The sequence below is a fragment of the Agrococcus sp. TSP3-2-1 genome (assembly GCF_049897585.1).
Lineage (GTDB): Bacteria > Actinomycetota > Actinomycetes > Actinomycetales > Microbacteriaceae > Agrococcus.
This window is the reverse complement of sequence record NZ_JAFCWN010000001.1, coordinates 330,971-343,510: the sequence shown is the minus strand read 5'-3', so window position 1 is coordinate 343,510 and position 12,540 is coordinate 330,971. Positions and strand designations below refer to the sequence as shown.

Sequence of the window (12,540 nt, the reverse complement as noted above, 5' to 3'; positions counted from 1 at the left end):
TGCATTGAGCCTCGATCGTATCGGCCGCGAGCGCGCCGCGGCATGCCGCCGCGATCGGAGCCCGCAGGCACGTCAGGCGCCGGAGGCGGCAAGCCCGATCGCGGCGAGGATGAGGCCGCCCGCGACGATCCACAGCAGCGCCCACAGCGCGAGCATCGCGACGCTCAGCCAGATGCCCCACAGCGCCATCGTGCGTCCCGCGGGCTCGCGCTTACGCGCCATGACGCCGACGATGATGCCCGCGATGGGCACGAGGATCGAGCCGCCGATGAAGATGGATGCGAGGCCGAGCACGAGCGCGACGACGCTGAGCGTCTTCGGCTCCGCCGCGCCGTAGGCGGCACCCGCGGGCTGCGTGGCATCGCCGACGTACGCGCTGCTCGGGCGGTTCAGCTGGGGATCGGTCACGACTGGCTCCTCAGGGCTTGAGTGGTGCGGATGCGTCGAGCCAACCAGGGCGCGCGGCGCGCGGCCTGGACGGCGGCTGGGTGCCGCCTCGGCGCCAGTCTCCCCGCGCGCTGCAAGCGGCGCAAGAGCCTCCGCTCGGCAGCGCTCACGACCCCGGCCGAGCGTGCGGTCTCAGGCGATGCGCTCGCGCACGATCGGCGGCACGTCGACGGCCGTGCCGGGCGCCGCGAGCTCCCACGCGCCCTCGAGCGCCTCGAGCGCCCGCGGGATGCGGCTCTCATCGTCGGCGGAGATCGTCCAGAGCGGGTCGCCCGCCCGCACGGCGTCGCCGGGCTTGACGTGCAGGTCGATGCCCGCGGCGTGCACGACCGGGTCGCTCGCCCGGGCGCGGCCCGCGCCGAGCCGCCACGCGGCGATCCCGAACGGCAGCGCCTCCTGCCGCGCGAGCACGCCGTCGCGCTCCGCGACGACCGTGTGCGTCTCGTTCGCGACCGGCAGCGGCGCGTCGGGGTCGCCGTCCTGCGCGGTCACGAAGCGGCGCCAGACGTCCATCGCTCGGCCGTCGGCGAGCGCGGCCTCGACGTCCGCGTCGGGCTGGCCCACCGCATCCAGCATCTCGCGCGCGAGCGCGACCGTGAGCTCGACGACGTCGGCGGGACCGCCGCCCGCGAGCACCTCGATCGACTCGCGCACCTCGTTCGCGTTGCCGATCGCGAGGCCGAGCGGCACGTCCATCGTCGTGAGCAGCGCGCGCGTCTCGACGCCCGCGTCGCGGCCGAGCGCGACCATCGTCTCGGCGAGCTCCTTCGCGCGCTCGAACTCCTGCATGAACGCGCCGGAGCCGAACTTCACGTCGAGCACGAGCGCGCCCGTGCCCTCGGCGATCTTCTTCGACATGATCGAGGATGCGATGAGCGGGATGGCCTCGACGGTGCCGGTGATGTCGCGGAGCGCGTAGAGCCGCTTGTCGGCGGGCGCGAGGCCCGAGCCGGCCGCGCACACGACGCCGCCGACCGTGCGGAGCTGCGCGAGCATCTCGTCGTTCGTCAGGTCGGCACGCCAGCCGGGGATCGACTCGAGCTTGTCGAGCGTGCCGCCCGTGTGGCCGAGGCCGCGGCCCGAGAGCTGCGGCACCGCGATGCCGAAGGCGGCGACGAGCGGCATGAGCGGGAGCGTGATCTTGTCGCCGACGCCACCGGTGGAGTGCTTGTCGACCGTCGGCTTGTCGAGCGACGAGAAGTCCATGCGCTCGCCGGAGGCGATCATCGCGGTCGTGAGGTCGTGGATCTCGCGGCGCTCCATGCCGTTGAGCAGGATCGCCATCGCGAGCGCCGCCATCTGCGGGTCCTCGACGTAGCCGCGCGTGTACGCGTCGATGAGCCAGTCGATCTGCGCGGTCGACAGCGCTCCGCCGTCGCGCTTCGTGCGGATGATGTCGACCGCGTCGAAGTCCTCAGCCACGGTGCTCCCTCTCCTCGTGCTCGGCGTACTCGTCGAGCTGTGCCGGGCCGAACGCATCCGGCAGCACCTCGGCCATCGTGCGGATGCCGCTCACGGTGTCGAGCAGCATGCCCGGCGCCGCGTGCTCGACGAGCAGCTGGCGGCAGCGGCCGCACGGCATGAGCCGCTCCCCCGCGCCGTTGACGCACGCGAAGGCGACGATCCGGCCGCCGCCGCCCATGACCATCGCGCTCACGAGCGAGCACTCGGCGCACAGCGTGACGCCGTAGGCGGCGTTCTCGATGTTGGCGCCCGCGACGATGCGGCCGTCGTCGACGAGCGCCGCGGCGCCCACCGGGAACCTCGAGTAGGGCACGTAGGCCCGCTCGGTCGCCGCGACCGCCGCGTCGTGCAGCGCTTGCCAGTCGATCTCAGCCATGGCCGCCTATTGCTTGATGTAGGGCTTGCCGCTCGCCGCCGGCGCCCGCGACTGGCCGATGAAGCCGGCGACCGCGAGCAGGGTGATGACGTACGGGAGCATGAGCATGAACTCGCTCGGCACCGGCGAGCCGATCGCGCCGAGCGTCTGCTGCAGCGCCGACGCGAAGCCGAACAGCAGCGCAGCGGCCGTCGCCTTCAGCGGGTGCCACTGGCCGAAGATGACCGCGGCGAGGGCGATGTAGCCGAGGCCCGCCGTCATCTCGCGGTTGAACGCGCCGGTCGTGTCGAGCGTGAAGTACGCGCCGCCGAGGCCCGCGACCGCGCCGGCGAGCGCGACGTTCCAGAAGCGCAGGCGGTTGACCTTGATGCCGACGGTGTCGGCCGCGAGCGGGTGCTCGCCGATCGCGCGCAGCCGCAGGCCCCAGGTGGTCTTGAACAGGCCCCAGGCGATGACCGGCACGATGATGAACATCGCGTAGACGATGACGGTGTGCTCGAACAGCGCCGGGCCGATGATCGGGATCGTCTCGATGCCCGGGATGGGGATGCGCGGGAGCCGGTCGGGCGAGTTGAGCCCCGGGTTCGCGGTGAGGACCGACGAGTAGAGGAAGTTCGTCAGCCCCACGACGAGCACGTTGAGCACGACGCCGACGATGACCTGCTCGACGAAGTAGCGGATCGCGAAGACCGCGAGCACCATCGAGACGAGCACGCCGGCGGCCATCGCCGCGACGATGCCGAGCACGGCGCTGCCGGTCGACGAGGCGACGACCGCGCCGCTGAACGCGCCCGAGAGCAGCTGCGCCTCGATCGCGATGTTCACGACGCCCGCGCGCTCGGAGATGACGCCGCCCATCGCGCCGAAGATGAGCGGCACCGAGAGGCCCACGGTCGCGAACAGCAGGCCCGGGATCGGGATCATCTTGTCGGCGCCGGCCCAGACGAGGAAGGCGACGACGAAGAGCACGCCGAACACGAGCGGCAGCCAGATGCCCTGCTTCCGCACGGTCGCGACGAGCCAGGACGAGACCGCCGTGAGGGCGGCGAGGAGGACGACGACGACGATCCCCGTCGCGCGCACCGGGAGCACCGCATCCGGGAGCGCGAGGAAGTCGCCGACCGAGGCGAGCCGCAGCGTCGTCGAGCCGTCGCGCGCGGCGACGACGAAGAGCACGAGCGCGACCAGGGTGAGCACCGCGTACGAGACCGGGGCCTTCCAGTGCTTGACGACCGCGCGCTCGAGCTCGATCGTCTCGGCCGACGGCTGCGCGGCGGTGGACTGCGTCGTCACGACTGCGCTCCCTTCTGCTCAGTCATCGCGGCGAGCGCGGCCTCGTCGCGGCGCTGGCGGCGCGACTTCTTGCCGCGCTGCGGCAGGCCGAACATGGCGCGCACGAGCGGCGGCGCGGCGATGAACAGCACGATGAACGACTGCACGACGAGGATGATGTCGACCGGCACCCCCTCGGCGGCCTGCATGCGGAAGCCGCCGGCCTTGAACGCGCCGAACAGCAGGCCGGCGAAGAACGTGCCCCACGGCGTCGAGCCGCCGAGCAGCGCGACCGTGATGGCGTCGAAGCCGATGCCGGCGTCGATGCCGGCGGTGAAGCCGGTCGTGACGGCGCCCGTCACCTGCTGCGCGCCCGCGAGGCCCATGAAGGCGCCCGAGAGCAGCATCGCGTAGACCGTGAGGCGCTTGACGTTCATGCCCGCGTTGAGGGCGGCGGATGCGTTGTAGCCGACCGCGCGGAACTGGAAGCCGAGGTTCGAGCGGTTGATGAGCCACGCGCACGCGATGACGGCGAGCACCGAGAGCAGGAAGCCCCAGTGCAGCACGAACGGCGGGCCGAAGATCGACGGCAGGATGGCCGTCTCGGGCATGGGCGGCGAGATGGGGTTGTTGCCGCCGGGGTTCTGCAGCAGGCCGGGCGTGCGGAGCATCCAGGTGATGAACCAGAACGCGACGAAGTTGAGCATGATCGTCGAGATCACCTCGTGCGCGCCCGTGTAGGCCTTGAGCGCGCCGGCGATGCCCGCCCAGATCGCGCCGGCGGCGATGCCGACGAGGATCGCGACGATGACGTGCAGGATCGGCGGCATCTGGAACGCGAAGCCGACCCACGCGGAGGCCGCCGCGGCCCACAGCATCTGGCCGCGGCCACCGATGTTGAACAGGCCGACGCGGAACGCGAGCGCGACGCCGAGGCCGGCCGCGATGAGCGGGGTGGCGAAGTTCAGCGTGTCGGTGAGCGGCTTGATGAGGTAGATGAAGCCGCGGTCGGCGGCCGCGAAGTTGAGCACCGCGCCCTGGAAGAGGGCGATGTAGGCGCCCGAGACCGCGGTCCAGATGGCGGAGAGCATGTCGCCGGGGCGGGCGAAGAAGTAGCCGGCCGTCTCCTGCACGCGCTCGTCGGTCGCGGCGATGAGGATGCCGCCCACGATGAGGGACGTGAGGATCGCGAGCAGCGCCATCACGAGGTTGCCGCCCATGATGCGGCGGAAGGCGCTGCCCCACGGGTCGTCGATGTCGGCGGTGCGGTCATCGGTCGGGGCGACGGGCGCCGCGACCTGCACCTCCGCCTCGGCGGGCGCGTGGACGACCGTGGGGGCGGCGCCCGAGTCGGGCGAGCCGCCGGGACGCTGGGGGGCGGCGGGCTCGATCGGGTCGTCGGCGTCGCGCGGCGTCTCGTTCACGCTGCGGCTCCCTTCGAGGGCTCGGGGTCGTGGGTGCCGGCGACGCGCTCGCCGGCCATCATGAGGCCGAGCGTGTCTCGGCTCGTGTCGGCCGGCACGATGCCGACGATCCCGCCGCGGTACATCACCGCGATGCGGTCGGCGAGGCCGACGACCTCGTCGAGCTCGGTCGAGACGACGATGACGGGGATGCCCGCGTCGCGCGTCGCGATGATCTGGCTGTGCACGAACTCGATCGAGCCCACGTCGAGGCCGCGCGTGGGCTGCGATGCGACGAAGAGCGCGAGCGGCCGGCCGAGCTCGCGCGCGAGCACGACCTTCTGCTGGTTGCCGCCCGAGAGCGTGCCGACGGGCGTCTCGATGCCCTGCGCGCGGATGTCGAAGGCCGAGAGCTTCTCGGTCGCGAAGCGGTCGCGCTCCTCGCGGTCGACGGTCGCGGCACGCACGAAGGGGGCGCCGCTGTAGCGGTCGAGCATGAGGTTCTCGGCGATCGAGAAGTCGCCGACGAGCCCGTCGACCTTGCGGTCCTCGGGCACGAAGCCGACGCCCGCGTCGAGCACTTCGCGCACGGAGTCGCCGAGCAGCTCGTTGCCGTTGAGGTCGATCGAGCCGCTCACGCGGTGCTGCAGCCCGAGGATGGCCTCGGTGAGCTCGGTCTGGCCGTTGCCCTGGACGCCCGCGATGCACAGCACCTCGCCGCCGCGCACCGTGAACGAGACGTCGTTGACGACCTTCTGGCCCACCGCATCCAGCACCGTCAGGCCGGAGACGACGAGCGCGTTGTCGGTCAGCACTGGCGGGTTCTTCTGCACCGTCAGCTCGACGGCGCGGCCGACCATCATCGAGGCGAGCTCGGTCGTCGACGACTCGGGGCTCGCTTGGCCTACGACCTTGCCGAGCCGGATGACGGTGATGCGGTCGGCGATCGCGCGCACCTCGCGCAGCTTGTGGGTGATGAAGACGATCGCGGTGCCCTCGTCGCGCAGCTGCTGCATGATCGCCATGAGCTCGTCGGTCTCCTGCGGCGTCAGCACGGCGGTCGGCTCGTCGAACACGAGCACCTTCGCGTCCTGCGAGAGCGCCTTGATGATCTCGACCCGCTGCTGCACGCCGACGGGGAGGTCCTCGATCCTGGCGTCGGGGTCGACGTGGAAGCCGAAGCGCTGCGAGATCTCGCGCACCTTCTGGCGCGCGCCGCTCAGGCCGCCGAGCTCGCGCTCGTGGCCGAGCAGCACGTTCTCGGCGACGGTGAAGACGGGGATGAGCATGAAGTGCTGGTGCACCATGCCGATGCCGGCGCGCATCGCGTCGCCGGGGCCGGCGAAGGCCTGCGGCTCGCCGTCGAGGAGGATCTCGCCCTCCTCGGCGCGGTAGAGGCCGTACAGGACGTTCATGAGCGTCGACTTGCCGGCGCCGTTCTCGCCGAGCAGGCAGTGGATCTCGCCGGATCGGACCTCGAGGTCGATGTGGTCGTTCGCGGTCAGCGCGCCGAAGCGCTTGGTGATGCCGCGCAGCTCGAGGGTGGGAGCCGCGAGGGCAGTTGGCTCGACGGTCATGGGCCTTCCTTCGACGACGACGGCGACGACTGATGAATGTATCGGTGGCTCGCGGTCCGCGGAGCCGCGCACGCGCGTGGGGGCCGGCTTGCGCCGACCCCCACGCGCGCGGTGCCTGGTTACTCCGGGCTCGAGGGCGAGCCGACCTCGATCTCGCCGGCGATGATCGCCGCCTCGATCTCGTCGAGCTCCGCCTGCAGCCCGGGGTCGACCGAGCCCTCGAAGTCGTGGAACGGCGCGATGCTCACGCCCTCGTTCTCGAGCGTGCCGACGTACGGCTCGTTGTCGAAGTTGCCCGCGGCGGCCTCCTCGACGACCGTCTGGACGCCCTCCGACATGCCCTTCATGATCGACGTCAGGAAGAGGTCGGCGTAGTCGGGCGAGGTCTCGTACAGGTCGGCGTCGACGCCGACGAGCGCGATGCCCGAGTCGGCGCCCGCGTCGCGGATCGCCTCGGCGGCCGAGAGGAAGATCGGGCCACCGACGGGCAGGAGCACGTCAGCGCCCTGCTGGATGAAGGTGTCGGCCATCTGCTGTGCCGTCGGGCCGGCCTCGAAGCCACCCGTGAACGAGCCGGTCTGCGCCTCGACGTCCCAGCCGAGCACCTGGACGTCCTCGCCCTTCTGCTCGTTGTAGTACTCGACACCGGCGACGAAGCCGTCCATGAAGATCGTCACGGTCGGGAACTGCATGCCGCCCCACGTGGCGACGATGCCCGACTCCGAGTACGACGCGGCCGCGTAGCCGGCGAGGAACGCCGCCTGCGCCGTGTCGTAGATGATCGGCTTGACGTTCGGCAGGTCGATCGCGTTGTCGTCGATGATCGTGAAGCTGAGGTCGGGGTTCGCCTCGGCGGCCGCGGCGGTCGCCTCGGAGAGCGCGAAGCCGACGGAGACGACCATGTTGCAGCCCTCGTCGATGACGCTCGTGAGGTTGGCGGCGTAGTCGGCGTCGGACTGCGACTCGACCTCGATCGGCTCGACGCCGATCGTCTCGGAAGCGGCGCGGAGGCCCTCGGCGCCGAGCTGGTTGAAGGAGCGGTCGTCGAAGCCGCCCGCATCCGAGATGATGCAGGGCTGGATGTCGGTCGTGGCGGCGGGGTCTGCCGACGCGTCCGTCGTGCTCGACGGGGCGTCAGGTGCTGCGGCGCAGCCGGCGAGCAGGAGCGCCGCGCCGAGGGCGATGGCGCCGCCGCGCGCGGCGGAACGGGTGAACTTCAAGGGATCCTCCAGTGCAAAGGATGCTCGCCGCGACGCGGCTGAGCGCATGATGGTCGAGCATACGTCCGCGACGACGCCCGCAACCGCCGCTGCGGGCCACCGAAACGCAATCGTTGCAAACCCTGAGCCTCCGTCAAGGGCTCGAGGGCGACTCCACGACGATCTCGCCCGCGATGATCTGCTCGCGGAGCGCCTCGAGCTCGGCCTTCGTCTCGTCGCTCACGCGCGCGTCGAGGTCGTGGAACGGGGCGATGTCGACCCCGCCGTTCTCGAGCGTGCCAATGATGGGCTCGTCGGAGATCGTGCCGTCGGCGGCGTCCCCGACCGCCGTGACCACCGCATCCTCGGTGTTCTTCATGATGCTCGTGAGCAGGATGCCGCGGAACTGCTCCGGCAGCGTCTCGAAGCCGTCGTTGTCGACCCAGATGACGAGCGCGGCGCTGCCCGCGTCGAGCGACGCGGTGAGCGCGCCCTCGCCGACCTGGCCCGCGACGGGGAGGATGACGTCGGCGCCCTGCGCGATGAAGGCCTCGGAGAGCGAGCGGCCGTTCGCGACGTTCTCGAAGTCGCCCGTGAAGGTGCCGTCCTGGGTCTCGGGGTCCCAGCCGAGCAGCTGCACCTCGGTGCCCTTCGCCTCGTTGTAGGCGTCGATGCCGGCGGCGAAGCCGTCCATGAAGAGCGTCACGGGCGGCTGGTTGCCGCCGCCGAAGGTCGCGACGGTGCCCGTCTCGCTCACCGATGCGGCGGCGTAGCCCGCGAGGAACGCGGCCTGCGCGGTGTCGAAGACGATCGAGCGCACGTTCGGCGCCTCGACGATCTCGTCGACGATCGCGAACTGCACGTCGGGGTTGGTCTCGGCCTGCTCGGCGGTCGCGGCCGCGAGCTCGAAGCCGACGGTGAGCACGAAGCCGCAGCCCGTCTCGACCGCGGCCTGCACGTTGGGCGCGAGGTCGCTCTCGGTCGTCGAGACGAGCACGTTGGCCTCGACGCCGAGCTCGGCCTCGGCGCGCTCCATGCCCGCCCAGCTCGTCTCGTTGAAGGAGCGATCGTTGAGGCCGCCGGAGTTCGTGACCATCTGCGCGCACTCGAGCGATTGCTCGGCGTCGCCCGAGGCGCCCGGCCCCTCGGTCTCGGCGGGCGGCGGTGCGGCGCAGCCGGCGAGCAGCAGCAGTGCGGCGAGCGCGGGGATGGCGAGCGAGCGGGCCACGGTGTCTCCTTCGAGCGGGTCGGCGCCATCGTAACCGGCGCGCGAGGCGCGCGGTGCCGCCCGGTCACGCGACCTCGCTCGACGCGCACGGCGCCGAGCGGGGCGGATGCGCCCAGGCGGGTCCGGCGCGCCGGCCCCGGTCGGGCGCGGCCGCCCCGGTCGAGCGCGAGCGCGAGGCCGCCGCTCAGAGCACGTCGGTGTTGCCCGAGAGCCGCACGGCGTCGACGACCTTCTTCACGCGCTGCGCGTTCGCGGTCGTCGTGACGAGGAGCGCATCCGGGGTGTCGACGACCACGACGTCCTTGATGCCGACGACCGACACGATGCGGTTGGACTGCGACACGACGATCCCGCTCGCCGAGTCGGCGAGCACGGTGCCGGCGGTGCCGAGGATCGCGAGCCGGCCGCGGCGGCCGCCGTTGTGGAGCTTCGCGACGGCCGAGAAGTCGCCCACGTCGTCCCAGTCGAAGTGGCCGGGGACGACGACCATGGTGCCGCGCGCCGCGGCGGGCTCGGCGACCGAGTAGTCGATCGCGATCTTCTTGAGCTGCGGCCAGAGCCGGTCGACCGCGGGGCCGCGCTTCGAGGGCTCGTCCCACACCTCGGCGAGCTCGTCGATGTGCCCCGCGAGCTCGGGCTCCTCACGGGCGAGCTCCTCGAGCAGCACGTCGGCGCGCGCGATGAACATGCCGGCGTTCCAGAGATACTCGCCGCTCTCGACGTAGCGCCGCGCCCGGTCGGCGGAGGGCTTCTCGACGAACTCGCGCACGATCGCGGCGCTCGGGGCGCCCTCGATCTCGGCGGGCCCGTTCGTGCGGATGTAGCCGAAGCCGATCGCCGGCTCCGTGGGGGTGATGCCGATCGTCGCGATGCGGCCCGATCGCGCGGCCGCGACGCCCTCGGCGACCGCGCGCCGGAACGAGCGCTCGTCGTCGATGACGTGGTCGGCGGCGAACGAGCCGACGATGACGTCGGGCTCCCGCCGGCGCAGGATCGCCGCGGCCAGCGCGACCGCGACGGTCGAGTCGCGCGGCTCGGCCTCGAGCACGATGCTCGCGTCGTCGAGCTCGGGGATCTGCGCTTCGACCGCCGCGCGATGCGCGCGCCCGGTGACGACGATCGTGCGGCCGGGGCCGGCGAGCGGCTGGAGCCGGTCGAACGTCGCGCGCAGCAGCGTCTTGCCGCTGCCGGTGAGGTCGTGGAGGAACTTCGGGGCGTCCGCGCGGGAGAGCGGCCACAGCCGCGATCCGACGCCGCCGGCGGGGATGATGCTGCAGAAGTCGTCGAGAGCGGGCATGCCGACGACTCTAGGGGCCATGCGTGCTGCCGGGAGTTCACCCACCGTTCACCGCGCCCGCGTGACGCGGCCACGCATCCGCCCTACCGTTGGCGTCGTGCGCATCGAGCGGGTGGCCATCGTGACGGAGAGCTTCCTCCCCACGGTCAACGGCGTCACGACGTCGGTGTGCCGCGTGCTCGACCACCTCGTCGACACCGGGCGGGAGGCGATCGTCATCGCCCCGCGCTGCGGCGCGCCGGCGCACTACCGCGGCGTGCCGGTGCACGAGGTGCCGTCGGTCGCGTATCGCCAGTTCCCCGTCGGGCTCCCGAGCCCGCAGGTCGCGGCGCTGCTCGCGCGCTTCCAGCCCGACGTGCTGCACGCGGCGAGCCCCTTCATGCTCGGCGGCCAGGCGATCGCCGAGGCCGCCCGCGTCGGCCTGCCGAGCGTCGCGATCTACCAGACCGATGTCGCGGGGTTCGCGCGCCGCAACCGGCTCGGCGCGGGCGCCGCCTTCGCGTGGCACGTCATCCGCCTCATCCACAACGGCGCCGACCGCACGCTCGCCCCCTCGAGCGCCGCGATCGCCGACCTCCGTGACGCCGGCGTCAAGCGCGTCCACCCGTGGGTGCGCGGCGTCGACCTCGCCGGCTTCCACCCCGACAACCGGCAGGGCCCCGCCGCGGCGAGGCTGCGGCGCCGGATCGCGCCGGGCGGCGAGACGATCGTCGGCTACGTCGGCCGCGTCGCTCGCGAGAAGGGGCTCGACCGCTTGCGCGCCCTCGAGGGGCTCGGCGGGATCCGGCTCGCGATCGTCGGCGACGGGCCCGGCATGGCCGAGACGCGGCGCCAGCTCGCCCCGCTCTCGCCCGTCTTCCTCGGCCAGCTGCAGGGCGCGTCGCTGCGCGCGGCGTACGCGGCGATGGATGTGTTCGTCCACACGGGCGCGGAGGAGACGTTCGGGCAGACTCTGCAGGAGGCCGCCGCGAGCGGCCTGCCGGTCGTCGCACCCCGCGCCGGCGGCCCGATCGACCTCGTGGAGCACGCCACGACCGGCTTCCTCTTCGAGCCCGACGACGCATCCGACCTCCGGAGCGCGATCGGGGCGCTCGTCGACGACGCGGCGATGCGGTCGCGGATGGGCGAGGCCGGCCGGCGGCGCGTGCTCGGCCGGTCGTGGTCGGCGGTGTGCGACCAGCTGCTCGGCCACTACGAGGCGGCGGCCCAGCGCGCGCTGCGCGGCGCCGGCGGCCTCGTCGACGCGTAGTCCGCACGGCGTGTCGCGGCCGTTCCCCGAGGGCGTGCCGAGGCGGCACGCGATCGCGCGCGAACCGGAGCAGTGCTCCCCGCGGGCATAGGATGGAGGCACTAGCCCGGTCAATCCTTGGAGGGAACGCGCGTGTCTGAGACATCGAGCAGCCTCACCCTCCCCGACCCCGCGCCCCGGAAGACCTCGTTCAGCGGCACGCTGTATCGCGGCAACGAGGGCATGTGGTCGTGGGTGCTGCACCGAATCACCGGTGTGGCGATCTACTTCTTCCTGCTGGTGCACGTGCTCGACACGGCACTCATCCGGGTCAGCCCCGAGGCGTACAACGCCGTCATGGCGACCTACAAGAACCCCATCATGGGGCTCGGCGAGACGGTGCTCGTCGGCGCCGTGGTGTTCCACGCCCTCAACGGCCTGCGCATCATCCTGGTCGACGTGTGGCCGTGGGCGACGCGCAACCAGCGCCCGCTCTTCTGGATCGTGATGGGCTTCGCGGTCGTGCTGATGGCCTACTTCGTGCCGAACCACCTCATCAACGTCTTCTCGCCGATGGAGGGTGGCCACTGATGACCGCCACGATCGAGACCCCGAACTACGCCTACCCCGCGCGCTCGAAGCGCGGACCGAGCTTCGAGAAGGCCGGCTGGATCTTCATGCGCGCCTCCGGCGTCGTGCTGGTCGTGCTCATCTTCGGCCACCTCGCCTACAACCTCATCTGGACGCCGGGCGGCATCCACGCCATCGACTTCGGCTTCGTGGGCGGCAAGCTCGCCGACCCGTTCTGGCAGTGGTGGGACGTCACGATGCTCTGGCTCGCGATCCTGCACGGCTCGAACGGCATGCGCACGATCGTGAACGACTACGTGCACAAGCCCCGCATCCGCCAGATCGCGCTCGGCGCGATCGCGGTCGCCGCAGCGATCCTCATCCTGCTCGGCACGCTCATCACGTTCACGTTCGACCCCTGCCCGCCGACCGCAGACCTCTCGCTGCTGCCGTCGTTCTGCGCAGACCTCTAAGCACGA

At 72.0% G+C, this 12,540-nt stretch carries 12 protein-coding genes; 3 read left to right on the top strand and 9 right to left on the bottom strand.

Annotated features, from left to right (window positions below):
- Positions 1–72: 72 nt before the first annotated feature.
- From ACP7BI_RS01770 to ACP7BI_RS01730, 9 genes are all read right to left on the bottom strand, one after another.
- Positions 73–408, bottom strand: coding sequence for a DUF4190 domain-containing protein (locus ACP7BI_RS01770; RefSeq protein ID WP_425843299.1), 336 nt, complete (start codon positions 406–408; stop codon positions 73–75).
- A gap of 171 nt (positions 409–579) precedes the next feature.
- Positions 580–1,926: a thymidine phosphorylase gene (locus ACP7BI_RS01765; protein ID WP_425843297.1), complete on the bottom strand. Its 1,347-nt coding sequence runs from the start codon at positions 1,924–1,926 to the stop codon at positions 580–582.
- Positions 1,862–2,287 carry a cytidine deaminase gene (locus ACP7BI_RS01760; protein ID WP_425843295.1) on the bottom strand — a complete coding sequence of 142 codons (426 nt, stop codon included), beginning with the start codon at positions 2,285–2,287 and terminating at the stop codon, positions 1,862–1,864. Before ACP7BI_RS01760 ends, ACP7BI_RS01765 begins: the two co-directional genes overlap by 65 nt.
- 6 nt (positions 2,288–2,293) lie before the next feature.
- Positions 2,294–3,580 carry an ABC transporter permease subunit gene (locus ACP7BI_RS01755; RefSeq protein WP_425843293.1) on the bottom strand — a complete coding sequence of 429 codons (1,287 nt, stop codon included), beginning with the start codon at positions 3,578–3,580 and terminating at the stop codon, positions 2,294–2,296.
- Positions 3,577–4,983, bottom strand: a complete 1,407-nt coding sequence (locus ACP7BI_RS01750; RefSeq protein ID WP_425843291.1) for an ABC transporter permease — start codon at positions 4,981–4,983, stop codon at positions 3,577–3,579. The genes ACP7BI_RS01755 and ACP7BI_RS01750 overlap by 4 nt, the downstream gene beginning before the upstream one ends.
- Positions 4,980–6,539: an ABC transporter ATP-binding protein gene (locus tag ACP7BI_RS01745; protein ID WP_425843289.1), complete on the bottom strand. Its 1,560-nt coding sequence runs from the start codon at positions 6,537–6,539 to the stop codon at positions 4,980–4,982. The genes ACP7BI_RS01750 and ACP7BI_RS01745 overlap by 4 nt, the downstream gene beginning before the upstream one ends.
- A gap of 119 nt (positions 6,540–6,658) precedes the next feature.
- On the bottom strand, positions 6,659–7,807 hold the full coding sequence (locus tag ACP7BI_RS01740; protein WP_425843287.1) for a BMP family lipoprotein: 1,149 nt from the start codon (positions 7,805–7,807) through the stop codon (positions 6,659–6,661).
- Positions 7,808–7,892: 85 nt separating this feature from the next.
- Positions 7,893–8,966 carry a BMP family lipoprotein gene (locus ACP7BI_RS01735; RefSeq protein ID WP_425843285.1) on the bottom strand — a complete coding sequence of 358 codons (1,074 nt, stop codon included), beginning with the start codon at positions 8,964–8,966 and terminating at the stop codon, positions 7,893–7,895.
- A gap of 184 nt (positions 8,967–9,150) precedes the next feature.
- Positions 9,151–10,263: a mannose-1-phosphate guanylyltransferase gene (locus ACP7BI_RS01730; protein ID WP_425843283.1), complete on the bottom strand. Its 1,113-nt coding sequence runs from the start codon at positions 10,261–10,263 to the stop codon at positions 9,151–9,153.
- 97 nt (positions 10,264–10,360) lie between these two features.
- On the opposite strand from ACP7BI_RS01730, the gene ACP7BI_RS01725 reads away from it, so the two are divergent.
- The 3 genes from ACP7BI_RS01725 (at position 10,361) to ACP7BI_RS01715 (ending at position 12,534) form a co-directional block, all read left to right on the top strand.
- On the top strand, positions 10,361–11,512 hold the full coding sequence (locus tag ACP7BI_RS01725; protein ID WP_425843281.1) for a glycosyltransferase family 4 protein: 1,152 nt from the start codon (positions 10,361–10,363) through the stop codon (positions 11,510–11,512).
- A gap of 132 nt (positions 11,513–11,644) precedes the next feature.
- Positions 11,645–12,082 (top strand): succinate dehydrogenase, cytochrome b556 subunit, encoded by a 438-nt coding sequence (sdhC, locus tag ACP7BI_RS01720; protein ID WP_425843279.1) that lies wholly within the window; start codon positions 11,645–11,647, stop codon positions 12,080–12,082.
- Positions 12,082–12,534 (top strand): succinate dehydrogenase hydrophobic membrane anchor subunit, encoded by a 453-nt coding sequence (locus ACP7BI_RS01715; protein WP_425843277.1) that lies wholly within the window; start codon positions 12,082–12,084, stop codon positions 12,532–12,534. Before sdhC ends, ACP7BI_RS01715 begins: the two co-directional genes overlap by 1 nt.
- Positions 12,535–12,540: the final 6 nt, after the last annotated feature.

Coding starts and splice junctions, on each gene's coding strand:
- ACP7BI_RS01730 (WP_425843283.1), bottom strand. CDS start 10,263: ATGCCCGCTCTCGACGACTTCTGCAGCATCATCCCCGCCGGCGGCGTC.
- ACP7BI_RS01740 (WP_425843287.1), bottom strand. CDS start 7,807: ATGCGCTCAGCCGCGTCGCGGCGAGCATCCTTTGCACTGGAGGATCCC.
- ACP7BI_RS01760 (WP_425843295.1), bottom strand. CDS start 2,287: ATGGCTGAGATCGACTGGCAAGCGCTGCACGACGCGGCGGTCGCGGCG.
- ACP7BI_RS01715 (WP_425843277.1), top strand. CDS start 12,082: ATGACCGCCACGATCGAGACCCCGAACTACGCCTACCCCGCGCGCTCG.
- ACP7BI_RS01745 (WP_425843289.1), bottom strand. CDS start 6,539: ATGACCGTCGAGCCAACTGCCCTCGCGGCTCCCACCCTCGAGCTGCGC.
- ACP7BI_RS01765 (WP_425843297.1), bottom strand. CDS start 1,926: ATGCGTTCGGCCCGGCACAGCTCGACGAGTACGCCGAGCACGAGGAGA.